Consider the following 25,111-nt stretch of genomic DNA (forward strand, 5'->3'; position numbering starts at 1 on the left):
AGCTGGCCGAGCAGACCGCGCTGCTGGAGCGCGACGCCTTCGAGCGCATCGGCGTGGCCGACGCGGAACTGCCGCGCGCCAGCATCCCGGTCGCGGTCAACCACGACAGCATGGAGACGTGGTTCCCCGAGGCCGCGCTGGCCTTCGCCCAAGTCAGCAGCACCACCCTGGACCTGCATACCGAGGACCAGGACCACACCGCCGCGCTGCTGCGCCAGGGCGCGGTGCTGGGCGCGGTCACCACCCTATCCGAGCCGGTGCAGGGCTGCCAGATCCACGCACTGGGCAGCATCCGCTACGCCGCCACCTGCACCCCGGCGTTCCACGCCCGCCACTTCGCCCGGGGCGTCACCGCGCAGGCGCTCGCGCAGGCGCCGGTGCTGGTGTTCAACCGCAAGGACGACATGCAGGCGCGCTACGCGCAGCGGCTGGCCGGCTCGACGCAGCCGCTGGATGCGCCCACGTGGTGGATTCCCTCCACCCGCGCCTTCGTCCACGCCAACCTCGGCGGGCTCGGCTGGACCATGAACCCGCTGCCGCTGGTGCGCCGCCACCTGGAAAGCGGGCGGCTGGTCTACGTCAAGGCGCGCGCGTGGGAGGACGTGCCGCTGTACTGGCAGCACTGGAAGGGCGAAGTGGCGTCGATGGCGCAGCTGACCCGCGCGATCCTGCAGGCGTCGTCGGCGCTGGTGCGCAAGCGGCGTTGAGGATGGCGCGATGCCGTTGGGCGTCGCCTTGCTTGCGCCGCATCGGCAGTCACCGGGAAGGCCCTGTACGGGGCAAGCCCCGTACCTACGGCGTATATGCGGGGCTTGCCCCGCATGCAGCATTTCGCCGGGACGATGACACCCGCGACAGGCGGTTTCAGCCGTGCGCCAGCGCGTATTCCAGCGCGCCGCGCACCGCGGCCACCTGCGCGTCGTCGCATTGTTCCGGCGTGGCCTTCGGGCTGTCCGGGTACACCTCGGTGGTGGTGGTGTAGCGCGCGTCGCTGATGCCGGCGCACAGGCCCAGTGCCTTGAGCGGGTATTCGATGACGCCGTGCGCGACCACCGGCGAGCCGATGATCCGGCCATCGCCGTCGGCCGGCGCGATGTGCGTCACCTTCGCCACCGCCTCGATCACCGCCTGCTGGAACGCCGGCTGGCGGTTCTCGCTGTCGTCCACCAGGTAGAAGCCGTCGGGGATTTCGCCGGGCTCGAACGGCTTGCCGTCGCGCGCGGCCAGCGCCGGCCGGAACTCGCTCTCGTCGGTGTCGGTGGTTTCGTGCAGGTCGATATGCATCAGGAAGCGGCCGCGCAGCGGCGCCACCAGCGCCATCAATGCCGCCGATTCCGGTGCCGGGCTGTCGATCACGAAGGAGCGGTTCGGGTCCAGCGCCAGCGCGTTCCAGCGCTGGATGCGCTCGTAGCCCCACGGGCTCACGCAGGGCACGACCAGCAGGTTGCAGCGGCCGGTGTAGTCGGCGGCGTGCCGGTCGACGAACTTCAGCGCGCCCTGCACGCCGCTGGTTTCGTAGCCGTGCACGCCGCCGGTGACCAGCATCACCGGCAGCGCGTCGTCCCAGCCGCGGCTGCGGATCGCCAGCAGCGGATAGTGGCCGGAGGGGTAGTCCAGCTGCCCGTACTGCGAGACATCGAAGCGCCCGCGCAGCGCGTCGATCTTCGCCACCACCTCGTCCGCATGGCTGCGCTGCACCCGCTGCCGCGCCAGCCATTGCGCCCGCTCCTGCGCTCCCCAGGCCTGGCCGGGGGTTCCGATGGGATAAAAGGCGGTGGTCATGGCGGCTCCTCGTTGGTGCGGAAAGGCCCGCACTCTAAACCGTGGCGGCGCGCCGCGGGCGGCTGGGCTCCCGTAGGCGTGGGGCTTGCCCCACGCGATGCTTTACAGGCCCCATGCGGGGCAAGCCCCGCATCTACGGGGTCGATTGCTCCAGCAGCATGGCGATGTCCTCGTCCTTCTGCTGCCACAGGCCGTTCATCCATTGCTGGAAACGGGCGCGGAAGCCGCGGTCGCCCTGGTAGTCGCCACCGGCCAGTTCGGCCGGGATCGGCCATTGCCGCACCAGCACCTTCACCTGCGGCACGCGGTTGGCCATCAGGTCGAGCATCGACGGGATGCCCTTGGGATAGACGATGGTCACGTCCAGCAGCGCATGCAGGCCCTGCCCCATCGCGTCGAGCACGAAGGCCACGCCGCCGGACTTGGGCTTGAGCAGGTACCGGAACGGCGAGGACTGGCCGTCGTGCTTGGCGCGGGTGAAGCGGGTGCCCTCGACGAAGTTCATCACCGCCACCGGGATGTCGCGGAATTTCTCGCAGGCCCGGCGCGTCACTTCCATGTCGCGCCGGCCCAGCTCGGGGTTCTTCGCGATCTGCTTGCGGCTGTAGCGGCCCATGAACGGGAAATCCAGCGCCCACCATGCCAGCCCCAGCACCGGCACCCAGAACAGCGAGCGCTTCAGGAAAAAGCGCAGCAGCGGGATGCGGCGGTTGAACACCTTCTGCAGCACCACGATGTCCACCCAGCTCTGGTGGTTGGCCAGCACCAGGTAGTGGCCGTCGCGCGCCAGCACGGCATCGCCGCCCACCTCGAAACGGGTATCGGTGAACAGGCCGATCATCGTGCTGTTCACGCCGATCCAGCTCTCGGCCAGCCCGGTCAGCAGCGGGTTGCAGGCGCGCCGCACCGCGGCCAGCGGCAGCACCGCCTTGAACAGCGCCACCACGAACAGCGGCACGCAGTGCAGCAGCGTGTTGAGTGCGATCAGCAGCAGGATCGGGACGATGCGGAACCATTTCATCGCAAAAGCGGGCGCGCGCGTGGCAAAAGGTGGCACAGGGTAGCAAACCGCCCCACTCCCGCCTGGCCGCGGCAGGCGGCTCTGTTAACCTGTCGCGATGACACGACCTGCCGATTCCCCCGCTTTCCCGCCGATGGCGCAACGCTTCCGCGGTTTCCTGCCGGTGGTGGTGGACGTGGAAACCGGCGGCTTCGACTGGAACCGGCATGCACTGCTGGAAATCGCCGCCATTCCGCTGGAAATGGACGAAAACGGCCTGCTGCTGCCCGGCCAGACCAGCTGCGCGCACGTGGTGCCGGCCGAGGGCACCGACATCGACCCCAAGTCGCTGGAGATCACCGGCATCGTGCTCGACCACCCGTTCCGGCTGGCCAAGCCCGAGCGCGAGGCGCTGGAGCACGTGTTCGCGCCGGTGCGCGCGGCGCTGAAGAAGCACAACTGCCAGCGCGCGATCCTGGTCGGCCACAACGCCCATTTCGACCTGAATTTCCTCAATGCGGCGGTGGCGCGCAGCGGCCACAAGCGCAACCCGTTCCATCCGTTCAGCGTGTTCGACACGGTGACCCTGGCCGGCGTGGCCTACGGGCAGACGGTGCTGGCGCGCGCGGTGCAGGCCGCCGGTTTCGAATGGGACGCCAACCAGGCGCACAGCGCGGTCTACGACACCGAGCAGACCGCGCGGCTGTTCTGCCAGATCGTCAACGGCTGGCCGCAGGGCGGCCGCTGACCGGTGCGGCCCGGCCACTGGTCGGGCGGCGCGCGTGGCGGCGGGTTGCATGCGTGTCGACCAACGGTCGGCACCCACCGTGGTGCATCCCCCTGGCGGTAGCGCTTGATCGCTGATCGGACGACGTAGGTCGGGGCTACCGCCCCGATGGCTTCTGCGATGCACCAATGCGGAATGTCGGGGGCATAGCCCCGACCTACGGTTTCCGGAGGAATGCCCCCGGCAAGCTGAGCGGGAACTCAGCCGAGGCAGATGCGGTCGCGGCCCTCGCTCTTGGCCTGGTACAGCGCCTTGTCGGCGCGCTGGAACAGCAGCGTCGGGGTGCGGTCGCCGGGGCCGAGCAGCGCCAGCCCGGCGCTGAACGTCACCCGCAGGTCGTCGATGCCGGCCCAGCTGCGCTGGGAGTGGAACAGGCCGCGCAGGCGCATGCACACCAGTTCGGCCTCCTCCAGCGTGGTGTCGTTGAGCAGCAGCGCGAACTCCTCGCCGCCCAGCCGCGCCGGCAGGTCCGAGTCGCGGCTGCTGGCGGCCAGCAGCCGCGCCACCTCGCGCAGCACCTGGTCACCGACGCTGTGCGACCAGGTGTCGTTGACCCGCTTGAAGTGGTCGATGTCCAGCGCCACCAGGCACAGCGGCTGGCCGCTGCGCTGGGAGCGGGCGAAGTCGCGCGCCAGCCCTTCGTCGAAGGCGCGGCGGTTGGGCAGGCCGGTCAGCGGGTCCTCGTGCGCCTGCCGCTCGAAGGCGTCGGCCTGCTCGCGCAGGCGCTCGGCCAGCGCGGCCTTTTCCTGGTTGGCGGCCAGCAGCCGCTCGGCCTGTTCGCGCAGGTCGGCGGTGCGCTCGGCCACCTGCTGCGCCAGGCGGGTGCTGCGGGTTTCGTGGCGGTGGATCAGGTAGCGGTACAGCGCCACCAGCGCCAGCAACAGCAGCACGACGGCACCGGCCTGCACGTCGCGCCGCTGCCACAGCCGCGGTTCGACGGTGAAGCTCCACGCCGCGCCGCTGCCGCTCCAGTGCCCGCCCGGGTGCGCGGCGGAGATGTGCAGGGTGTAGTCGCCCGGCGGCAGGCCGAGGAACTCGACGCTGCGCTGGCCGCCGCGCTCGATCCAGCCTTTGTCCAGCCCTTCCAGCCAGGTGCGGTAGCGGATGCGGTCGGACATCAGGTAGCTCAGGCCCACGTAGTCCACCGTCACCCGGCGCCCGCCCGGCAGCGAGTTGCGCTGCGTGCCCTGCCAGCGCACCGGCACGCCGTCCACGCTCACGCCCTCGATCACCGCCGGCGGCGGCAGGCGCTCGCGGAAGCGCAGCAGCCGCAGCGGGTCGACCGTGCTCACCCCGCCGGCGGTGGCCACCCAGAAGGTGCCGTCCCGGCGCAGCAGCGCCGACGGCCCGGTGCTGCCGTTGGCCTGCGCGTTGGACATGCCGTCGATCTCGTTGTAGTGCTCCACCGCGAGCTTCGGGCTGCGGCCGTCGGCCACGTCCTCCAGCGCGCGCATGTCGGTGCGCAGCACGCCGCGGTTGCTGCTGATCCAGACGTTGCCGAGGCGGTCGGGCACCATCTGGAACACGGTGTCCACCGGCATGCCCTGCTCCAGCCCCACCCGCGCCAGCTTCCCGTCGCGGTAGCGGTACAGGCCGCGGTCGCTGGCGATCCACATCGCGTTGCCGATCTGCAGGAAGCCGAACACGCTGCGGCCGCCGCCCAGTTCGTCCAGCGCCAGCCGCTGCACGCCGTCGTCGCGCAGCACGCGCACGCCCTCGATGGTGCCGATCCACAGCGCGTCGTCGGCGCTGTACAGCGCGGTCACCAGCCCGGTGGGCAGGCCCGGGGTGGCCGGCACCTGCACGCGGCCGTCCTCGATCCGCACCACCCCGCGCTGGGTGCCCAGCCACACGCCGTGGCCGCCGTGGTCGGCGGCCATCACCCGCACGTTGCCGCCGGGCAGGCCGTCGGCCGCGTCGAAACGGCTGACCCTGTCGCTGCCGGCGGCGATGCGGAACACGCCGTCGCCGAAGGTACCGGCCCACACGTCGCCGGCGCCGTCGCGCGCCAGGCTCAGTATCGAAGGTGGCTTGCCGGCACGGTTGCGCAGCGGCACCGGGGCGATGCGGCCGTCGCGCTCCATCCGGTCCAAGCCGGAGGCGCCGCCGATCCACAGCCGGCCGCGGTCGTCCTCCAGCAGCGCGCGCGCATAGTCGCCGCTCAGGCCGTCGCTGTGGGTATAGCTGCTGAACAGGGTTTCGCGCAGCCGGTACAGGCCGCCGTTGGCGCCGGCCCAGATGCTGCCTTCGGCGTCCTCCAGCAGCGAGACGATGCGCCCGCGCGGCGGCATGCGCGCATCCGGCATGTGCTCCACGCCGTGGTTGCCGACGCGGAACAGGCCCTGGTTCTCGGTGCCCAGCCACAGGTCGCCGTGGCGGTCCTGCAGCATCGCGGTGGCGTGGGTGATGCCGGGCAGCCGCCGTACCAGCTGCGGGCGGTCGCCCTGCAGGCGGTACAGCGCGCCGTCGGCCACGATCCACAACACGCCATCGGGCGCGCGGTAGGGCCAGACCACGCCGTGCGACAGGCCGTAGTCGTCCGGCACCCGGCGCAGCACGCCGTCGGTGCCGCGCACCACCAGCCCGTCCAGGGTGCCCACCCATACCCGGTCCTGCGCGTCGACCTCCATCCAGGTGTGGGTCATGCCCATCGGCACGCCGGGCGGCGGCGGCTCGAACACGAATTCCCCGTCCGCGCTCAGGTAGCCCAGGCCGCGGCCTTCGTACAGCAGCCACAGCCGGCCCTTGCTGTCCTTGCGCATGGCCTGGATCAGCACCTCCGGCGCCGGCGCCTGCCGCGGCCAGCCGTCCCAGCGGCCATCCAGCGCGCGGCGCAGCACGTTGCCGCGCGAATCGCTGATCCACAACGCGCCATCCGAATCCACGTGCAGGGCGCCGACGCCGTTGTCGAGCAGGCCCGGCGTGGAGCCGCGATCGTAGACGATGAAGTCCAGGCCGTTGTAGCGCACCAGTCCTTCCCAGGTGGCGAACCACAGGTGGCCCTCGGGGGTTTGGGCGATGGCGCGCAGCGAGTTGTGCGGCAGCCCGTTGCGCGAGGTCCACATGTCGATGGCGTAGTCGCGCAACGGCGGGGTGGCGTCGGCCGCGCTGCCGGGGTCGGCGGCAAGGGCCGGCGGCGGCAGGCACGCCCCCCACAGCAGCACCAGCCACGCCGCAAGCACTCTTGCCGGGAACCATGCCCGCCGGGGCGGCGACGACATCGGGGCGGTACGGGCAGGCCGGGGTGGGGTCATGGGTACGGCGTGGGTGGATTCGGCATATGGTAGGGCGCCCGCCCCACCGGCGCAGCCCGCGCCGGCCCGCCATTCATGGCGCATCAGGCCAGCCGCCCCGCGCTCTCCACCCGGTTGCGGCCGCCGTTCTTGGCGCGGTACAGCGCCGCGTCGGCGGCCTGCATCAGCGCATCCAGCCCGGCCCCGCCCGCGCCTTCGACCACGCCGATGCTGACCGTGACCGGCAGGCCCTGCGCCACCTCGGCCAGGTCCGAATCCTGCACCGCCGCGCGCAGGCGCTCGCACAGCGCCAGCGCCGCCGGCAGCGGCAGCCCCGGCAGCAGCAGCACGAACTCCTCGCCGCCGTGGCGGGCGATGAAATCGCCGGGCCGGCAGGCCTCGCCCGCCACCTGCGCGAAGCGGCGCAGCACCGCGTCGCCGGTGGCGTGCGAACGCTCGTCGTTGATGCGCTTGAAGCGGTCGATGTCCAGCACCGCCAGCGACAATGCCGCGCCCGCCTGCATGCGCGCGATCTCGGCCGCCGCGCGCTCCTCGAACGCGCGGCGGTTGGGCAGGCCGGTCAGCGCGTCCTGGTGGGCCTGCCGCTCCAGCAGCCGCGCCTGCGCGCCCAGGCGGTCGAGCAGCCCCTGCTTCTCGCGGTCGGCCTCGGCCAGTTGCTCGGCCTGCCGCTTCAGGTCGCCGGTGCGCTCGTCCACCAGCCGCTCCAGCCGCGTGGTATCGCGCCGGTACTGCGCCAGCCGCCGCCGGTACAGGCCGAACGCCAGCAATGCCAGCGCCAGTGCCGCGGCCACGCGTACCGAGGCGCGCTGCCACCAGTACGGTTCGATGCGCAGGTGCAGGACCGCGCCCTCGCCGGTCTGCGCGCCCTCGCCGTTGGCCGCCTCCACCCGGAAGGTGTAGTCGCCCGGCGGCAGCGAGGTGAACTCGACGGTGCGGTGGCTGCCGCGCGGCACCCAGTCGCGGTCGAAGCCGTCCAGCCGGCTGCGGTAGCGCACGCCCTGCGGCGACAGGTAGGTCAGCGCGGCGTAGGAGATCGCCAGGCGCCGGGTGCCGGCCGGCACCCGCACTTCGCCCGGCTCGACGAACGACAGCGGCCGGCCATCGGCCAGCAGCCCTTCCACCACCACCGTCGGCGGCGGCAGTTCGCGGAAGCGGCGCATGCGCTCGGGCTGCACCACCGCCGCGCCGCCGGCGGTGGCGAACCACACCGCGCCATCGCTGGCCAGCAGCGTGCTGGTGCCGGAGCCGCCATTGCCCTGCGCATTGGCCATGCCGTCGCGGTTGCCGTACAGGTCCACGCCGACCCGTTCGGCGCGGCCATCGGCCACCGCGTCGAGCTGGGCGTAGTCCATGCGCAGCACGCCGCGGTTGCTGCCCAGCCACGCCGAGCCGTGGCCATCGACCACCATCTGGAACACCGCGTCCACCGGCAGCCCCTGTTCCAACCCGACGTGCGCCAGCGTGCCGCCACGCAGCCGGTACAGGCCGCGGTCGCTGCTGATCCACAGGGCGTCGCGGGCGGCGTCGTGGTACAGCGCCAGCACCCGGCGGCCATCGTCGTCGCCGTCCCCCAGCGGGATCCGCTCGGCCACACCGTCGGCATAGCGGTACAGGCCGGACAGGGCCGCGATCCACAGTTCGCCGCGCTCGGTTTCCAGCAGCGCGTGCACCAGCGTGCGCGGCAGGCCGGGGGCCTGCAACGGCTGCACCACGCCATCGCGCAGCAGCCCCACGCCCTGCCGGGTGCCGATCCACAGGCCGCCGTCGCGGGCGCGCGCCAGCGAGCGCACGTGGTTGTTGGGCAGGCCGTCGTCGTGGTCGTAGCGGGCCAGCGTGTGGCCGTCGCGCAGGCGGTACAGGCCGTCGCCATAGGTGCCGGCCCACAGCTCGCCGTCGAGCGCGAGCAGGGCCAGCACCGACACCTCGCCGCGGTTGGCGTTGGCCGGCTGCAGCACGACGTGGTGGATGCGGCCATCGGGCTCCACCGCGTCCAGCCCGCTGCTGCCGCCGATCCATACCCGGCCCTGCCCGTCCTCGGCCAGGGTGCGCACGAAGTCGTTGCCCAGCCCGGCCTGCACGCCGATGGTGCCGAACAGGGCCTCGCGCAGGCGGTACAGGCCGCCGTTGACCCCGGCCCACAGGCTGTGTTCGTGGTCCTCGAACAACACCGCCACCCGGCCCTCGGGCAGGCCCATGCCGCGCCCGACCTGCTCGACGCCGTCCTCGCCCACCCGCAGCACGCCGCGGTTCTCGGTGCCCAGCCACAACGTGCCGTAGCCATCCTGCAGCAGCGCGGTGATGCGCCCGGCCCGCGGCAGCGTGCGCCACGCGCGCAGTTCGTCGCCATGCATGCGGTAGAGCGTGTTGCCGGCCACCACCCAGATGCGCCCGTCCGGCGCGCGGTACGGCCAGGCCAGCCCCGGCGGCAGCTTGAAGGTGGCCGGGGCCGGCAGCAGGCGGTTGCCATCCACGTACATCAGCCCGCGCAGGGTGCCGATCCACAACCGCCCGTCCTCGCCCTGCGCCGGGCGGATGCCGACGAAGCCGCTGCCCTGCTCCGCCGGCCGCAGCAGGTCGAAGCGGCCGCTGGCCGGTTGCAGGCGGCCCAGGCCGGTGCCGTTCAGGGTGATCCACACCTGCCCCTGCGCGTCCTCGAACACGCCGTCGATGACGGTGCCGGGCAGGCCCTCGGCGCGGCCCCAGTAGCGCAGCCGGTCGCCGGACTGCCAGCGGCCGAGGTTGCCGCGCGAGTCGGCGAACCACAGCCCGCCGTTGCGGCCGGCGTACAGCGCGGCGATGGCGCTGTCGCGCAGCGCCGGCTGGCTGCGGCGGTCGTACAGGCGGAACTCGTTGCCGTTGTAGCGCACCAGCCCTTCCCAGGTGGCCAGCCACAGGTAGCCCTCGCCGCTCTGGGCCATATCGTTGATGGTGTTGTGCGGCAGGCCGTCGCGGGTGGTCCAGACGTCGTGGGTGTAGTCGCCGAGGTCGCCGTTGACGCCGGCGGCCAGCGCCGCCGGGGCCATGCACAGGGCCAGCAGCAGCGTCCACGCCCCGATGCACCGGTGCATCCACCGCGGCGGGGGCGTGAGCTGGGCTGGCGCGGGCGTCATCGCGGCCATGCTACATGAACGCGGAAGGTGAATGCCGTGCGTGGCGCTGCATGGCGCGCCTTCCGATCCGACACATTGCGTGAGCAATCGTGAGGCAACCGCCCTGCCATCCCGGCGGGCGATCCACGATGAACGCGATTGGTTCATTGACAGGGAACGTTGGACGCGCAGCCGTCAACGCCGCGCCGGATTCCAGGCCGGGGCCGGCCAGTTGACCACCGCCTCCAGCCCGCCCTCGGGATGGTTGCGCAGTTGCAGCGTGGCGCCGTCCTTCTCGGCCAACGCACGGGCGATGGTCAGGCCGAGGCCGGCGCCGCCGGTTTCGCGCGAGCGCGAGGTTTCCAGTCGCAGGAACGGGGTGAACACCGCTTCCAGTTCCTCCGCCGCCAGGCCGGGGCCGTCGTCGCGGATGCGTACTTCGACCTGCCCATCGCGCACCTCGGCGCGGATGCGCGCGGCGTGCCCGTACTTGACCGCGTTGTCCACCAGGTTGGAGAACAACCGGTGCATCGCCAGCGGCCGCAGCATCAGCACCGCGCCGCAGCCCTGCTCGAAGGCCACCGCATGGCCGGCCTCGGCCGCGTCCTCGGCCACGCTTTCCAGCAGCGAATCCAGATCGAGCGCGGCGCGCTGCTCGGCGCTCTCGGCGCTGCGCGCCAGCTCCAGCCCTTCGCGGATCAGCGCCTGCATCGCGGCCAGGTCGGCGATCAGGCGCTCGCGCAGTGCGTCGTCGGCGACGTTCTCCAATCGCAGCCGCAGCCGCGTGACCGGGGTCTGCAGATCGTGGGTGATCGCCGCCAGCATCTGCGTGCGTTCGCCGAGGTGGCGTTGCAGGCGCTGCTGCATGGCGTTGAACGCCTCGGCCGCGCGCCGCACCTCCAGCGGCCCGGCCACCGGCAGCGGGTCACGCTGCAGGTCCTGCCCCAGCTCGGTGGCGGCGGCGGCCAGCCGTTGCAGCGGGGTGCTGGCGATGCGCGCCACCACGTAGGCCAGCACCGCGATGGCCAGCGCCAGCAGCGACAGGAACAGCGGGTCGAACGCCGAGCCGGCGCTGCGCGCCACCGCCGGGTATTCCAGCGCCAGCCGCAGCGGCGTGCCGTCGCTCAGCTGCAGCTCCACCAGCCGGCAACGCGGCGGGGTGAAACCGGGGTCGCGTTCGCGCGGGTGGCGGTGCCCGCCGCGCTCGCGCGAGGGCATGAACTCCGGCAGCGGCGGCAGGCAGCTGCGGTAGCTGGTGGCGCGCACGCGCGCGGCGGCCACCGGCCCCTCGCGCCGGGCGAGGACGTCCATCAAGTCGCGATCGTCGTCGCCGGTGCGGTAGTCGCCGCGCACCGCGCGCACGCTCGGCCCGCCCACCGCCAGCAACCGCGAACGCAGTTCCGGGTTGCCGTCGAGCAGGTTGACGAAGCCCTGCAGGCGGTCGGCGATGCGCGCCAGGTTCTGCCGCTCGAACTCCTGCGCGCGGCGCATCCCGGCCAGCGCGGTGGCGCCGATCGCCGCGGCCATCATCCCCAGCAGCAGGATCACGAACAGCCGCCCGGCCATCGACGACAGGAACCGCCGCAGCCGCGTCATTCCAGTTCCACCGCGCTGGCGAACACGTAGCCCTCGTTGCGCACGGTCTTGACCAGCCCGTCGCTGCCGCCGGCATCGCCGAGCTTCTGCCGCAGGCGGCTGACCTGCAGGTCGATGGCGCGGTCCTGCGCCTCGTAGCTGCGGCCGCTGCTCAGCGCCACCAGCTGTTCGCGCGAGAGCACCTTGTTGGCATGCGCAACGAACACCCGCAGCAGCCGGAACTCGGCGCCGGACAGCATCACCACGCGCCCGGCCGGATCGACCAGGTGGCGGCGCTCGAGGTCGAACACCCAGCCGGAGAACGTGGCCCGGCGCATCGCCAGCGGTTCCAGGTTGGCCGGCAGCGCCTCGGTCCGGCGCAGCACGTTGCGGATGCGCGCCAGCAGTTCGCGCGGCTCGAACGGCTTGGCCAGGTAGTCGTCGGCACCCATCTCCAGCCCGAGCACGCGGTCGATCGGCTCGGCGCGGGCGGTGAGCATGATCACCGGCGTGGAAGAGCGCGCGCGCAGCTCGCGGCACAGCGACAGCCCGTCCTCGCGCGGCAGGTTGAGGTCGAGCACGATCAGGTCGACGTGTTCGCGCGCCAGCGCCTGGCGCATCTGCGCGCCATCGGCGGCGGTGCTCACCGCGTAACCGGCGCGGCCGAGCTGCTCGGCCAGCAGGCCGCGGATGTCGCTGTCGTCGTCGACCACCAGCAGGCGGTGCATGGTTTGGGTTTCCTTCATGGCGCCAATGATCCCCGCTCGCGCGCCGGAATGCGCGCCCGCGCGTGTTTCGCACTGCATCGACCGCACCGCTTGATACACGGCGATACACCATACCCGCCCGCCGACACACGCCGACACATGCCGTGCGTTGTGGCCGCCGTGCGCGCCGGCCAGACTGTCGCCGACGCCGCATTCAGCGGCCCCGAGCGCGAGACCACCGTGAAGTTGCCCCTGCCCAAGACCCGCCGCAACCGCCTCCTGCTGGCCGCCGCCCTGCTCGTGGCGGTCGCCGCCGCCCTCTACTGGGGCCTGCGCAAGCCGGCCGCGCCCTCGCTGGCGACCTCGCCGGTGACCCGCGGCAACCTGGAGCAGACCGTGGACGCCACCGGCGTGATCGACGCCTACACGCTGGTCAGCGTCGGCGCCCAGGCCTCGGGCCAGATCAAGTCGCTGAAGGTGCAACTGGGCGACGTGGTCAAGCAGGGCGACCTGATCGCCGAGATCGATTCCACCACCCAGCAGAACAGCCTGATGAACGCCGAGGCGGCGCTGGAGAACATCCGCGCCCAGCGCGCGGTGCAGCAGGCCACCCTGCGCGAGGCCGAGCTGGCGTTCGCGCGGCAGAAGCAGATGCTGGCCGACGAGGCCACCTCGCGCGCCGAGTACGAAAGCGCCGAGGCCAAGCTGGCCACCGCGCGGGCACAGGTGCGCGCACTCGACGCGCAGACCCGGCAGCGCGAAACCGAGCTGGGCACCGCCCGCGCCAACCTCGGCTACACCCGCATCACCGCACCGATCGACGGCACCGTGGTGGCGGTGGTGGCCGAGGAAGGCCGCACCGTCAACGCCAACCAGTCGGCGCCGACCATCGTCAAGCTGGCGCGGCTGGACCTGGTGACGGTCAACGCCGAGATCTCCGAGGCCGACGTGGTCAAGGTCAAGGCCGGCATGCCGGTGTACTTCACCATCCTCGGCAACCCGGACCACCGCTACGAAGCGAAACTGCGCACGGTGAACCCGGCGCCGGCCTCGATCAGCTCGGACAGCACCAGCAGCAGCTCGTCCTCGTCCAGCTCCAGCTCGGCGGTCTACTACAACGCGCTGTTCGACGTGGAGAACCCGGACGGCACCCTGCGCATCGACATGACTGCGCAGGTGTCGGTACTGCTGGCGCAGGCCAGGGACGCGCTGCTGATCCCCACCGTCGCGCTCGGCCCCAAGGTGCCCGAGGGCGGCCCCGGCCGTGCCGAAGGCGACGCCCCGCGCCAGCGCGGCAGCGGCAACGCGGCACGCGCGCAGGGCGACGGCGCACAGCGCCCGCGCCGCCAGCAGCAGCCCGATGCGGCCGCACTCGCCACCAGCAACAGCTACATCGTGCGCGTGGTCGGCAAGGACGGCCAGCCCGAGCCGCGCCGGATCAAGGCCGGCCTGAACAACGGCTCCAGCGTCGAGGTGCTCGAAGGCCTGGCCGAAGGCGACCTGGTGGTGGTCGGCGAAGTGACCGACGCCGAGCGCGCCAGCGCCCGCAGCACCATGCGCGGGCCGATGATGATGGGCGGCCCGCGCCGATGAACCAGCCGCTGCTGCAACTGCGCGACCTGCGCCGCGAGTTCCCGGCCGGCGAGGACACCATCGCCGTGCTCAAGGACGTCAACCTCGACATCCATGCCGGCGAGATGGTCGCCATCGTCGGCCAATCCGGCTCGGGCAAGTCCACGCTGATGAACATCCTCGGCTGCCTGGACCGCCCCACCGTCGGCTCCTACAAGGTGGCCGGGCGCGAGACCGGCAGGATGGAGCCGGACGAACTGGCCGAACTGCGCCGCGAGCACTTCGGATTCATCTTCCAGCGCTACCACCTGCTCGGCGACCTCGACGCGCGCGGCAACGTGGAAGTGCCGGCCGTCTACGCCGGCACCCCGGCGGCGGCGCGGCGCCAGCGTGTCGAGGCGCTGCTGGCGCGGCTGGGGCTGGACGAGCGCATGGGCCACAAGCCCGGCCAGCTGTCCGGCGGCCAGCAGCAGCGCGTGTCGATCGCGCGCGCGCTGATGAACGGCGGCGAGGTGATCCTGGCCGACGAGCCCACCGGCGCGCTGGACAGCGCCTCGGGCGAGGAAGTGATGAAGATCCTCGGCGAGCTGCATGCCGAGGGCCACACCATCATCATCGTCACCCACGACATGCACGTGGCCGAGCACGCCCAGCGCATCATCGAGATCCACGACGGCGAAATCGTCGCCGACCGCCGCAACGACAAGGCCCCGGCATTCCAGCCGCAGCGGCGCACGGCACCGCCGAAGACCGGCGGCAGCACCTTCCAGGCCGCGCGCGACCGCTTCCTCGAAGCCTTCCGCATGGCCCTGCTGGCGATGAACGCGCACCGCCTGCGCACCTTCCTGACCATGCTCGGCATCATCATCGGCATCGCCTCGGTGGTGTCGGTGGTGGCGATGGGCAACGGCTCGCAGCAGCAGATCCTGCAGAACATCAGCGCGCTGGGCACCAACACCATCGACGTGTACCCCGGCCGCGGCTTCGGCGACATGCGCTCGGGCCGGGTGCAGACGCTCAAGGGCAGCGACGCCGACGCGCTGGCCACGCAGAGCTACATCGACAGCGCCACCCCCAGCGTGTCCAGTTCGGTGACCGCGCGGGTCGGCAACAAGGCCGCCTCGGCGCAGGTCAGCGGCATCGGCGAGCAGTATTTCCGGGTCAAGGGCATGACCCTGGTGTCCGGCCGCTACTTCGACGCCGGCGAGGTCAAGGCACTGGCGCAGGTGGTGGTGATCGACGAGAACACCGCCAGCCAGCTGTTCGGCGGCGACGACCCGCTGGGCCAGGTGGTGCTGCTGGGCAACGTGCCGGCGCGGGTGATCGGCATCGCCAAGCGCCAGTCGATGGGCTTCGGCGGCAGCACCAGCCTCAACGTGTGGGTGCCCTACACCACGGTGATGGCGCGCATGCTCGGCCAGAGCTACCTCAGCAGCATCACCCTGCGGGTCAAGGACGACACGCCGATGGACGCGGCGCAGTCGGCCATCACCCGGCTGCTGACCCTGCGCCACGGCACCGAGGATTTCTTCCTCAGCAACACCGCCGAGATCCGCGAGACCATCGAGTCCACCACCCGCACCATGACCCTGCTGATCGGCGCCATCGCCGCCATCGCGCTGGTGGTGGGCGGCATCGGCGTGATGAACATCATGCTGGTGTCGGTGACCGAGCGTACCCGCGAGATCGGCGTGCGCATGGCCGTGGGCGCACGGCAGAGCGACATCCGCCAGCAGTTCCTGATCGAGGCGGTGCTGGTGTGCCTGCTCGGCGGCGTGCTCGGCATCGCCCTGGCGCTGGGCATCGGCTGGGCGTTCAAGAGCTTCGGCGCCAGCTTCACCCTGCTGTTCTCCACCGGCTCGATCGTCACCGCCTTCGCCTGCTCGACCCTGATCGGCGTGGCGTTCGGTTTCCTGCCGGCCCGCAACGCCGCCCAGCTCGACCCGGTCGAGGCATTGGCCCGCGAATGAAGATGACCATGAACCGTTCCTTCCGTCCCCTGCTGCTCTCCGCCGCCCTCGCCGTGCTGGTCGCCGGCTGCGCCACCACGCCCAGCGCCGACCCGGCCGCCGACCTGCGGGTGCCCACCGGCTACGGCCGCGGCGATGCCGCCGCCAACGCGCCGGTGCAGGCCATCGAGCGCGACCTCACCGCACCGCCGGCCGACGTCCGCGCCGATGCGTGGTGGCAGGATTTCGCCGACCCGCGGCTGGACCGGCTGGTCGAGCGCGTGCTCGACGGCAACACCGACATGGCCTCGGCCGGCCTGAAGCTGGAGCGCGCCCGCGCGCAGGCCGGGCTGGCCGGCGCCGAGCTGTGGCCGCAGGCCTCCGGCTCGGCCAGCGCCAACGGCAGCCGCGCCATCGACAGCGGCGACGATTGGTCGCGCAACCACAGCGCCGGCGTTTCACTGGGCTGGGAACTGGACCTGTGGGGCAAGCTGCGCGGCCAGCGCGACATCGCCCGCTGGGAAGCGCAGGCCACCGCGCAGGACCTGCAGAACACCGTGCTCAGCCTGATCGGCCAGAGCTGCGAGCTGTACTGGCAGCTGGCCTACCTCAACCAGGCCATCACCAGCGGCCAGGCCAACCTGGAGCGGCTGGAGCGCACCGCCGCGCTGGTGCAGTCGCAGTTCGATGCCGGCGCGGTGTCGCGGCTGGAGGTGCGGCAGGCGCGGCAGAACATCGAGAGCCAGCGCGCCGCGCAGGCGCAGCTGGAACAGCAGCGGGTGGAAACCCGCAACGCCCTGACCGTGCTGCTGGACGGCCAGCCGTGGCCGCTGGCCGACGAACCGCAGGACCTGGACATCGCCCACAGCCCGGCCATCGCCGAAGGCCTGCCGGCCGAACTGCTGGCGCGCCGCCCCGACCTGCGCGCGGCCGAACTGCGGCTGCGCCAGTCGCTGGCCAACATCAAGGTCACCGCCACCAGCTACTACCCCAGCCTGAGCCTGACCGGCTCGGTCGGCAGCTCCGCGCCCTCGCTCGGCGACGTGCTGCGCAACCCGGTGGCGACGCTGGGCGCGGGCCTGAGCCTGCCGTTCCTGAAGTTCCGGCAGATGCAGCTGAACATCGACTCGGCCGACCTGTCCTACCAGATCGCCGCCAACGACTTCCGCAAGACGCTGCACACCGCCCTGTCGGAAGTGGACAACGCCCTGTCCGCGCGCGAGCGGCTGGCCGAGCAGGTCGCCGCAGCACAGGCCTCGCACGACGAGGCGGTGGAAATCGCCCGCCTGTACGAAGTGCGCTACCGCGCCGGCGCCACCGACCTGCGCACCTGGCTGGAAGCACAGCAGACCCGCCGCAATGCCGAACTGTCGCTGGCGCAGGCCCGCCGCAGCCAACTGGTCAACGACGTGACCCTCTACAAGGCGCTGGGCGGTGGCGCCTGAGTAGCACACCATGGGAGCGTGCCTTGGTGCGCGATGGGACATCACCGGTACATCTCAGCAGAAACCCCTTCTCCCAACTCATCTGCCGATGGGAACGGGCGATGGTGCGCAGTGCTCTCTACATGGCGACGGTCGTGGCTATGCGGCACGACCCGGTCATCCGGGCCTGTTACGAGTGGCCGGTAGCGGCAGGGCGACAGCGGGCCATCACAAAGCCGAAGGGCCCCTGTCTCTCATGACCTGCGGGCAACCCACCCCTTGAAGGTGAATGCGCAATAGAAAAGGACGATGTCCGTGAATCCGGCCTCGCGCAGCAGATCGGCGTCCTGCTCGGGCGAGAGCACGGGCAATCGCTCCTTGATTGCCATGCTGCCTTCGGCCTGCACCGCAGGCACGCCAGACGCGGCCGCGAATGCCGCATTGCGCGCGAGCCACCGGTCTCCGGCAGCACCTCCAATGGGAAAGCTGTGATGCGCGACGACAAGGGACGCCCCGGGCTTGAGCCGCATAAATATTTGCTTCAACGTCTGCAGGCGTTCAACTGGCGGCAGGAAATGCAGCGTCAGCAGGCAGACCGCGCCATCGAAGGGCGCCTTGGGCGCACTATCGATATAGCCTTCGTGCAGGCGCACGCGCGGCATCAGTGATCCCAGAGTCATGCGGGCCAGGTCGAGCATACGGGCGGATGGATCGATGCCGTCGAAGTGCCAACCTGGCTGCATCTCGGCAATGGCCTTCAATTCCATCCCACCACCGGCGCCGAGCACCAGGATGCGTGCGTCGGCAGGCGCGTGCTCGGCCAGCAGCACGCCCGCCATCCGGTGCAGGTCCCGAAGGCCCGGTACGATCTTCGCAGTCCTCTCTGCATAGCCCGATACAGCAGCCGGGTCGGAGAACAGCGTCATCGAACACGGCCTTCGGCTTGCACGGGAACGATGGTTTCGGGCCAAAGCAGCGAACGATGGACCTGGGCACCTGCCATGGCACCGTTGCCCACGGCCAGCGACACCGAATGGGGTGCCCGCGCCACGTCACCGCAGGCAAATACCCCACTCACCGAGGTCCTGCTCTCGGCATCGGTGAGGATCTGCATGCCCATGGGCGTCTCTTCCAACACGCAGCCCATTGCCTCGACCAGAGAACCAGAAGGAGAAGTGCGTGTCGCTGTAAACAGGCCAGCAAATCGGAGTAGACGCCCGTCGGCCAGCATCACGTCGGCATGTCCCTCGATTCTGTCAATGGCTGTCTCCTCGATCATTACGCCCCGGCGCTCCAGGGTGGACCTGACCTCTTGACTCAGTTCCACAGCGCCATTGACGAGCAGGGTCACACTGCCCCAATCGGTCAGCAGTTCGGCCTGGTGGATGGACATCGGGCCCGTACCGACAATGCCAATGCAGCCTTGGCCGAGTTCGTATCCATGGCAGTAGGGACAATGGAAGATCGCCGTGCCCCAACGCTCGGCGAGGCCCTCGACTGCGGGCAACTGATCGGCTACGCCGGTGGCCAGCAAGATGCGGCGGCCTCGGTACGCTCCGCCGTCAGACGTCTTGACGGTGAATTCATCCACCTGCCCCGTAACGGCTTCGACCCGGCCTTCAAGCCAGTTCAGTGTCGAATAGGCCCCGAGTTGGCGGCGCGCGCTCGCTGCGATCTCGCCGGGGGGGACGCCATCCTGACCAAGAAACCCGTGCGAATGGCGGGCGAAACGGTTGCGCCGCTCGCCCGCATCGATCACCAGCACGGACCTGCGCGCACGCACCAGTTGCAGGGCTGCGGCCATTCCCGCATAGCTTCCACCGATGACGATGACGTCGTGGTGCATGGTCACCCCCTTTTGCGTCGTGCCGCCGCATGCCGGCGCGCGAAGTCAGCGGCCAGATCGGCGAGGGTGACTTCCGAGAACCGCTTCAGCAGCAGCGCCTCGGCTTCGGCAATAGTGCCTTCGAGCGCGGCATTCACCACCTGCTCGACCAGGCACTCCGGTGCCTCGTTGCGGTTGCCGATGGCAAACATGGCCGGTTCGCCCAGTGCTTCGTGCAACTGGCGAAGGGTGACGGAGCCAAGGTCGGCATGGATGCGCCATCCACCCGCGTGGCCTCGATCCGAAGTCACGATACCTGCCTCCCGCAAATACCCCATGGTGCGCCGGACGACGACCGGGTTGGTGCCCAGGCATTGGGCCAGGGCGTCGGAAGTGATCGGCCCCTCCTGCTCGGCCATGTGCAGCAGCGCGTGCAGGACGGACGACAGGCGGCTGTCGCGTTTCATGTAACTAACGATGTTTCATATCGAAGTGCATGTCAAGTCCGATCTGGACCGTGGACTCCGTCAAGCCGACTGCGCTTGATACTCAGGACAACTGTCCGTGCCTCCAGAATCAAATGGCCTGGAAATCCACGATCACTTCGCCCAGCCCAGATCCGGCTCGGCGTGGTAGTCGATACCCATCGCATCCAGATGCCCGCGCAGCGCGCCCACGCGCTGCACGAAGCCGGCGTAACCGCGCTGCCCGGCCGGGCTCCACGCCAGTTCCGCGGTCGCCGCCAGCCGCGGCCACAGCCGGTTGTCCGCCGCCGCGTCGGTGTGCACCAGCTCCGTCCACAGCGCCGCCTCGATGCCCACCGCGGTCGTGAATGGCGCCGGGTCGAAGCCGTAGAGCCGCGCCAGCGGCACGCCCTCCTTGCGGCACCAGTCGTAGGTTTCGGGCTGGCCGGCGTAATTGCCGTGGTCGATGTAGAAATACGAGCACGGCGACAGGATCAGCGGGTGTCCCTTCGCCACCGCCGCACTGATGTCGTAACCATCATTCCAGAGCTGAAACACCACGTCGGGGTTGGTATCGGCCACCGACCCCTCTTCCCACGCGATGGCGGTGCGCCCCATTTCCTCCACCATCGCCGCGGTGCGGGCCACGAAGTCGGCATACAGCGGGTGCTTGATCTCGTCGCCGCCGATGTGGATTTCCTTGGACGGGAAAACCGCCAGCACCTCTTCCAGCACGTTGCGGACGAAGGGATACACCACCTCCGGCTTGTCCAGGCACAGCACGCTGAAACCCACTTCCAGCCCCGAATAGGGCGACAGGTTCTCCACGTCGTCGCAGGCCAGCTCGTTGTACGAGGCCAGCGCCGCCTGCACGTGGCCGGGCATGTCGATCTCCGGCACGAGGGTGATACCGCGCGCCTGCGCGTAGGCCACCAACTCTCGCAATTCTTCCTGCGTGTAGAAGCCGCTGCGGCCGCCCTTGACCGCGCTGGCGCCACCGATCTCCACCAGCTTCGGGTAGCGCTTGATCTCGATGCGCCAGCCCTGGTCGTCGGTCAGGTGCAGGTGCAGCCGGTTCAACTTGAAGAAGGCCATGCGGTCGATGGTCTTCTGCAGGTATTCGACCGGCAGGAAGCTGCGCGCCACGTCCAGCGAAAGGCCGCGCCAGCGATAGGCCGGGGCATCGGTGATGACGACATGCGGCAGCGCGTAACCCGGCTGTGCCCGCGCCGGCAGCAACTGGCGCAGGCTCTGCACCGCATGCAGCAGGCCGACATCGGTCTGCGCGCTCAGGCGGATGTCGTCGGCCACCACCAGCCGGTAGCCCTCCTCGCCCAGCGCCGCATCCTCCACCAATTGCAGGTGGATGCGCGTTGCCGCCGCATCATCTCTGGCGATGCCCAGCCCGGCCAGCGCCTCGGCCAATGCGCGCTTCGCATCGGGCGCGGCCTCGGCCGCATCCACCGCCACCGCGCCGGAAATCTGCAATTCGCCGGGCTGCGTTTCCACCGACTGCGGCACCGGCACGAGATGCAATGGCAAGGCAGCGGCCTGCGACGACGGGCCACACGCGATGCCCGCGACGGCGAGCAGGCAGGCCAGCAGGGTTTCAGGCTTGATCGGCGATTTCATCTCGGCAGGCAATCCGGGCGAAGGAGTCGCAGGCATTCTGCATGGCCCCGGCCGGCCCCACCACCCGGATCACCCGCGGCAGGCCAAGCCGCCCTTCCGTACCTGACGAAACACCGGCAAAGCCCGCCTACAAGGTCCGCGTGACGTCGGCGCCACGCCCGGCGAGGAAACCCGCGGCTTCCTGCTGCTGCGCGGTCGAAAGCGCATGGACGACCACCGCGCCGCCACCGGCCGCGATCGCCTTGCGCACGGCCTGGATGTAGCGATCGTGATCCGGACGCAATGCCACCAGCCCGCCCAGGAACAGGCCGCCGATCGCCCCGTACAGCACCCACCAGCCGCCCGCGGCCCACGGCGAACTCTCCACGTACGGCACGCCCGCCCACATCATCGCCGCGAACACCAGGCCGCCCACCACCGCGCCGAGCAGGCACAGTTTGAGGTGCGCGAGCACGATCGTGCGCCAGATGCCGCCGCCTTCCGGCTCCAGCTTGATGTCGACGTCGCGGGTGTCCGCGGTGATCACCTTCACCTGCGCGGGCTGGAAGCCCAGTTGTTCGACCAGCTCCACCGCCGCCGCCCGCGCCGATGCCGGCATCGGGAAGACCGCAGCCAGCTTGCTGTTGGACACCTCACCGGTAATGGGATTGTCGGACATGGCCAACTCCTGCTACTCGGGATTGCCCTCCGTTTAGCAGTTCCACGGTGGAAAACACGTGAGACGGCATGCCCGTTCGCAACGCGTCGTTCACAGGGCGACCGGGGGGGGTTCAGCATCCCTCCACTGAAAGAACGGCAGGACAGCCGTCTTTCACGGCGAAGCCACCCAAAGGGTGACGCACAAGGATATGCGTCATGAAAAAACGCACACGCCCAATGACTGGCTCTTGGCCCGGTACATGGCCGCGTCCGCGGCGCGCAGGTAGTCATCGATGGTCGCCAGGCCGGATTCGCTGCTGACCAGCCCGATACTCGCACCGCTGGCCACGGTGTGCGCGCCGATCTCATAGGGCACCGCGAGGGCGGCGGCAATCTGCCGGGCGCGGTCGGCGGCTTCGGCCGGATCGATGGATTCGAGCAGCACGTTGAACTCGTCGCCGCTCATGCGCGCGACCAGATCGACCGTGCGCACGCAGGATTCGAGCCGGCGCGCCACCTGTTGCAACAACTGGTCGCCCACATGGTGCCCCAGGGTGTCGTTGACAGTCTTGAACCGGTTGAGGTCCAGCAGCAGCACCGCGAACATCGTGGTGCCACCGCGTGTCGGCACCTCATCGCCTCTCGCGGCCTCGTTCCGGTGCAGCGCGATGGCATGCGCGAGGCGGTCGCGGAACAACGGCCGGCCGGGCAGGTTGGTCAGGGCATCGTAGGAACTGCCGCGTTCGGCCAGGTCGCTCAACGAACCCGCCATGCGCACGGCGACGCCGTCCTCGAACTCGGCGACCCCGCGCCAGTTGACCCACACCAGCCGCCCCGAGCGGTGGAACGCGCGGAAATCCACCGAAAAGTTCGGGCTGTCCCCCGACAGGTGCCTGCGGTAGGCGGCCTGCACCCGCCCGCGGTCATCGGGATCGATCAGCTGCTGGAGAAAATGCCAGCCCCCGTCGTGCACGTGGTGGGTGCCGCCCAGCCCGACGATCTCGTGGAAGCGCTCGGACGCATGCAGCGCATCCGTCCGCAGGTCCCAATCCCAGATGCCGTCGTTGGAGCCGCGGGTGGCGAGCGAATAGCGGTTGTCGGAGCGCAGCAGCTCCAGCTCCGTGTTCTTCTGCCGGGTCACGTCGATCATCAGGCCGATCATGCGGTTCGGCCGCCCCGGCTCGACCACCGCGCGGCACAGGTCGCGCACCCACACCACCTTGCCGGACTTGGCGATCAGCCGGTAACTCATCTCGTAGGCATGGCTGTGCGTGGCGTTGTACGCGGCATCGTCGATGACCAGGGCTTCCGCCAGATCGTCGGGGTGCACGCGCGAGCGCCAGAAACCCGGATCGGAACGCCATTCCTCCACCGTGTAGCCGAACAGCCGCTCGACCTGCGGACTCAGGAAGGTATTGCCCACGCCGCGCTCGGCTTCCCAGACGACGCCATCGATGGTTTCCAGCAGGCGCAGGAAGCGCTGGCGGACCTCCACCAGTACCTGCTCGGTGACCTCGGTGATCTCGATCAGCACGCCTTGGCGGCTGATCACCCGCTCCGCCGCATCCAACTCCGGGTGGAGCTGCAGCCGCATCCAACGATAGTCCGCGTCGGCGAAGCGCAGCCGGAACACCGGCATGCCCGAGCGCAGGGTGCCGACGTCGTCGGGATGCACGAATTCAAGCAGGGACCGGCCGAGCGCCGTCTCCAGCGGATGGCCGGTGAGCGTGTGCCACGCCGGGTTCAGGTAGGTGATCTCCCACAGCGCATCGGTTTGCACCACCGCCTCGGGCAGGAGTTGCAGCAGGTGTGCGGAGGGCGTGGAGGTGGTGGGCATGCGGAATTATGGTCATCGAAGCATGATCGTCCAGTCCAGCACGGCGGCGGGCATGAATGACGTGACTGTCACATTTCGGCGAAATGGGAACAGGTCATGCCCTCTTTGGTACAACGCTTTGCAGGCGTGTGGCCCGCGCGCCTATCAGTCGAATCATGCCCCCGCAATCAATTAAGCGCCCCCTTTTCCTCCTTTCGTTTTCCCTAATCGAGTGGAGGCAAGTCAAGGGTTTCGAGTATCTCATTTTTGTCTTGATGACTGAGCCATATCAAGAAACCTCGATCCACCACATTCAATCGTAAATTCGTTTGATCGTAATCGAGAACGAGAGGCTTAATGTCCTTCTTGACCTGCAGAGCAGCTGCGGCCTGAAGCGCCTGAGTTATGTTCCCAGCAATCAGATTACTTCCATTTGGATGCTTTCGCACCAGAACACGCCTGATTTCAGCAAGACGGAGTCCCTTTTCTAGCTGCTCCGCAGTTGCAGCGAAAATTGGATAAAGCAACCACTTATACATCTGCAATTGTGTATCTTGAAACCCATCAGCAAATTGCGTAAGGAAAGAATTGTACCTCCCCCTTTGATTATTGACTACGGCCCGAACAAGCCCGCCAACATCAACACCGCCACCAACTTCGCGAAGCTCATCCTGAGTTCTGTTTATGCCAGCATCTTTACAAATCTTGTGACAGGCCTCCTGAAGAATGGCAACGCTTCCTTCACACTCGACAATCAAACTCTTTTTAGTAGCGCCTGCGAACCGGATATTCAAGAGCGCCTCGCCAGCCTCCACTACCTCTCCTAATTCCTCAGGCTTCCATTCATCCGCATCAATAGCTGTCACCCGACCACTAAGATCACCATTATAAACAGTCAACCTATTTTCTTCGAGCCACACACCGACAACTATGAAACAAAATTTCGAGGCCTCATGAAAAGCCTTGAGAGAAACAGAAAAATCTTTCTGCGTCTCAACTGGCAAATAATGAAAATCCTCTAGAACGATGTATTTATTAAAGCCAATCTCAGTCAATGCAGCGATTATGTCATTCACATCCCCAGCTTCAATTTCCAACGCCTTCGTGACAACTTCTTTTGCATCCAACTTGTCTTTCGAGCCCCCAACATCGACTCCTACACCCAAGGATTTGACGGAAAATTTCGCCTCAATTTTCTGCCTACCTTCAGACGTCTTTTTTGTAGAAAGAGTAATTTCGTATCCAGCACGCTTCAAAATGTTGGAATGAAGATCAGAAAGATCCCACTTATTTGAGCAATGAACAGTAATGTAGTCAGCGTCATTTAAACAATGCTTACGCAGAGATGTCTTACCTTGCTTAGAACTACCAAATACAACAATGTGCTTCTCTCTTGTAAGGTTCTCTACGAATTTTGAATCGACTTTCTCTCGCCCAACATAATTCATTGGCAAATCACGGGAAATGCCAAAAACGTCATCGGTCATATGCACGACTTCTGCGGGCATCGCTTCCTCCAATTGAGTCTTACCTCCGCTTAACAAGCGGAAGAATCTTCCCAGCATGTTTTACCTCTAAGCGGAAGAGCCGCGCCCG

At 68.9% G+C, this 25,111-nt stretch carries 18 protein-coding genes; 5 read left to right on the plus strand and 13 right to left on the minus strand.

Annotated features, from left to right (window positions below; all coding sequences use genetic code 11):
- On the plus strand, positions 1 to 707 hold a 707-nt coding region (locus ABB34_RS08885; RefSeq protein WP_057640963.1), incomplete at its 5' end, for an ArgP/LysG family DNA-binding transcriptional regulator.
- A gap of 157 nt (positions 708 to 864) precedes the next feature.
- On the opposite strand, the gene ABB34_RS08890 is transcribed toward ABB34_RS08885, so the two are convergent.
- Together ABB34_RS08890 and ABB34_RS08895 are read right to left on the minus strand one after the other, a co-directional pair.
- Positions 865 to 1,782 carry a M14 family metallopeptidase gene (locus ABB34_RS08890; RefSeq protein ID WP_057640964.1) on the minus strand — a complete coding sequence of 306 codons (918 nt, stop codon included), beginning with the start codon at positions 1,780 to 1,782 and terminating at the stop codon, positions 865 to 867.
- A 133-nt stretch (positions 1,783 to 1,915) separates the two neighbouring features.
- A complete protein-coding gene (locus ABB34_RS08895) occupies positions 1,916 to 2,803 on the minus strand; it encodes an acyltransferase (protein ID WP_057640965.1) in 888 nt (295 codons plus the stop codon).
- Positions 2,804 to 2,900: 97 nt separating this feature from the next.
- On the opposite strand from ABB34_RS08895, the gene rnt reads away from it, so the two are divergent.
- The gene (rnt, locus tag ABB34_RS08900) at positions 2,901 to 3,530 is read left to right on the plus strand and encodes a ribonuclease T (RefSeq protein WP_057640966.1); all 630 of its coding nucleotides are present in this window, start codon (positions 2,901 to 2,903) and stop codon (positions 3,528 to 3,530) included.
- Between the two features lie 239 nt (positions 3,531 to 3,769).
- On the opposite strand, the gene ABB34_RS08905 is transcribed toward rnt, so the two are convergent.
- The 4 genes from ABB34_RS08905 to ABB34_RS08920 all read right to left on the minus strand — a co-directional run bounded on the left by ABB34_RS08905 (position 3,770) and on the right by ABB34_RS08920 (position 12,215).
- Complete coding sequence (locus tag ABB34_RS08905) at positions 3,770 to 6,790, minus strand: ligand-binding sensor domain-containing diguanylate cyclase (protein WP_083490129.1); 3,021 nt, start codon at positions 6,788 to 6,790, stop codon at positions 3,770 to 3,772.
- 116 nt (positions 6,791 to 6,906) lie between these two features.
- Entirely contained in the window at positions 6,907 to 9,891 is a 2,985-nt protein-coding gene (locus tag ABB34_RS08910; protein WP_083490130.1) for a ligand-binding sensor domain-containing diguanylate cyclase, read from the minus strand.
- 216 nt (positions 9,892 to 10,107) lie between these two features.
- Positions 10,108 to 11,508 (minus strand): ATP-binding protein, encoded by a 1,401-nt coding sequence (locus tag ABB34_RS08915; RefSeq protein ID WP_057640967.1) that lies wholly within the window; start codon positions 11,506 to 11,508, stop codon positions 10,108 to 10,110.
- Complete coding sequence (locus ABB34_RS08920; RefSeq protein ID WP_152979562.1) at positions 11,505 to 12,215, minus strand: response regulator; 711 nt, start codon at positions 12,213 to 12,215, stop codon at positions 11,505 to 11,507. The genes ABB34_RS08915 and ABB34_RS08920 overlap by 4 nt, the downstream gene beginning before the upstream one ends.
- Positions 12,216 to 12,434: 219 nt before the next feature.
- Here ABB34_RS08920 and ABB34_RS08925 point away from each other — a divergent pair, with 219 nt between their 5' ends.
- The 3 genes from ABB34_RS08925 to ABB34_RS08935 are packed head-to-tail and all read left to right on the plus strand — an operon-like array spanning position 12,435 to position 17,160.
- Positions 12,435 to 13,787, plus strand: coding sequence for an efflux RND transporter periplasmic adaptor subunit (locus tag ABB34_RS08925; RefSeq protein WP_057640991.1), 1,353 nt, complete (start codon positions 12,435 to 12,437; stop codon positions 13,785 to 13,787).
- Positions 13,784 to 15,736 (plus strand): MacB family efflux pump subunit, encoded by a 1,953-nt coding sequence (locus ABB34_RS08930; protein WP_057640969.1) that lies wholly within the window; start codon positions 13,784 to 13,786, stop codon positions 15,734 to 15,736. The genes ABB34_RS08925 and ABB34_RS08930 overlap by 4 nt, the downstream gene beginning before the upstream one ends.
- Before the next feature lie 8 nt (positions 15,737 to 15,744).
- Complete coding sequence (locus ABB34_RS08935; RefSeq protein WP_245625428.1) at positions 15,745 to 17,160, plus strand: efflux transporter outer membrane subunit; 1,416 nt, start codon at positions 15,745 to 15,747, stop codon at positions 17,158 to 17,160.
- 233 nt (positions 17,161 to 17,393) lie between these two features.
- On the opposite strand, the gene ABB34_RS08940 is transcribed toward ABB34_RS08935, so the two are convergent.
- From ABB34_RS08940 to ABB34_RS14900, 7 genes are all read right to left on the minus strand, one after another.
- Entirely contained in the window at positions 17,394 to 18,065 is a 672-nt protein-coding gene (locus ABB34_RS08940) for a class I SAM-dependent methyltransferase (protein WP_057640971.1), read from the minus strand.
- Complete coding sequence (locus tag ABB34_RS08945; RefSeq protein WP_057640972.1) at positions 18,062 to 18,985, minus strand: NAD(P)/FAD-dependent oxidoreductase; 924 nt, start codon at positions 18,983 to 18,985, stop codon at positions 18,062 to 18,064. The genes ABB34_RS08940 and ABB34_RS08945 overlap by 4 nt, the downstream gene beginning before the upstream one ends.
- Positions 18,986 to 18,987: 2 nt before the next feature.
- Positions 18,988 to 19,431 carry an Rrf2 family transcriptional regulator gene (locus tag ABB34_RS08950; protein WP_057640973.1) on the minus strand — a complete coding sequence of 148 codons (444 nt, stop codon included), beginning with the start codon at positions 19,429 to 19,431 and terminating at the stop codon, positions 18,988 to 18,990.
- A gap of 132 nt (positions 19,432 to 19,563) precedes the next feature.
- The gene (locus ABB34_RS08955; RefSeq protein ID WP_057640974.1) at positions 19,564 to 21,060 is read right to left on the minus strand and encodes a beta-N-acetylhexosaminidase; all 1,497 of its coding nucleotides are present in this window, start codon (positions 21,058 to 21,060) and stop codon (positions 19,564 to 19,566) included.
- A 127-nt stretch (positions 21,061 to 21,187) separates the two neighbouring features.
- On the minus strand, positions 21,188 to 21,718 hold the full coding sequence (locus ABB34_RS08960; protein ID WP_057640975.1) for a hypothetical protein: 531 nt from the start codon (positions 21,716 to 21,718) through the stop codon (positions 21,188 to 21,190).
- A gap of 195 nt (positions 21,719 to 21,913) precedes the next feature.
- Positions 21,914 to 23,536, minus strand: a complete 1,623-nt coding sequence (locus ABB34_RS08965) for a sensor domain-containing diguanylate cyclase (protein WP_057640976.1) — start codon at positions 23,534 to 23,536, stop codon at positions 21,914 to 21,916.
- A gap of 203 nt (positions 23,537 to 23,739) precedes the next feature.
- On the minus strand, positions 23,740 to 25,080 hold the full coding sequence (locus tag ABB34_RS14900) for a hypothetical protein (RefSeq protein WP_211258188.1): 1,341 nt from the start codon (positions 25,078 to 25,080) through the stop codon (positions 23,740 to 23,742).
- Positions 25,081 to 25,111 lie beyond the last annotated feature (31 nt).

The sequence above is a fragment of the Stenotrophomonas daejeonensis genome, from assembly GCF_001431505.1.
Taxonomy (GTDB): domain Bacteria; phylum Pseudomonadota; class Gammaproteobacteria; order Xanthomonadales; family Xanthomonadaceae; genus Stenotrophomonas; species Stenotrophomonas daejeonensis.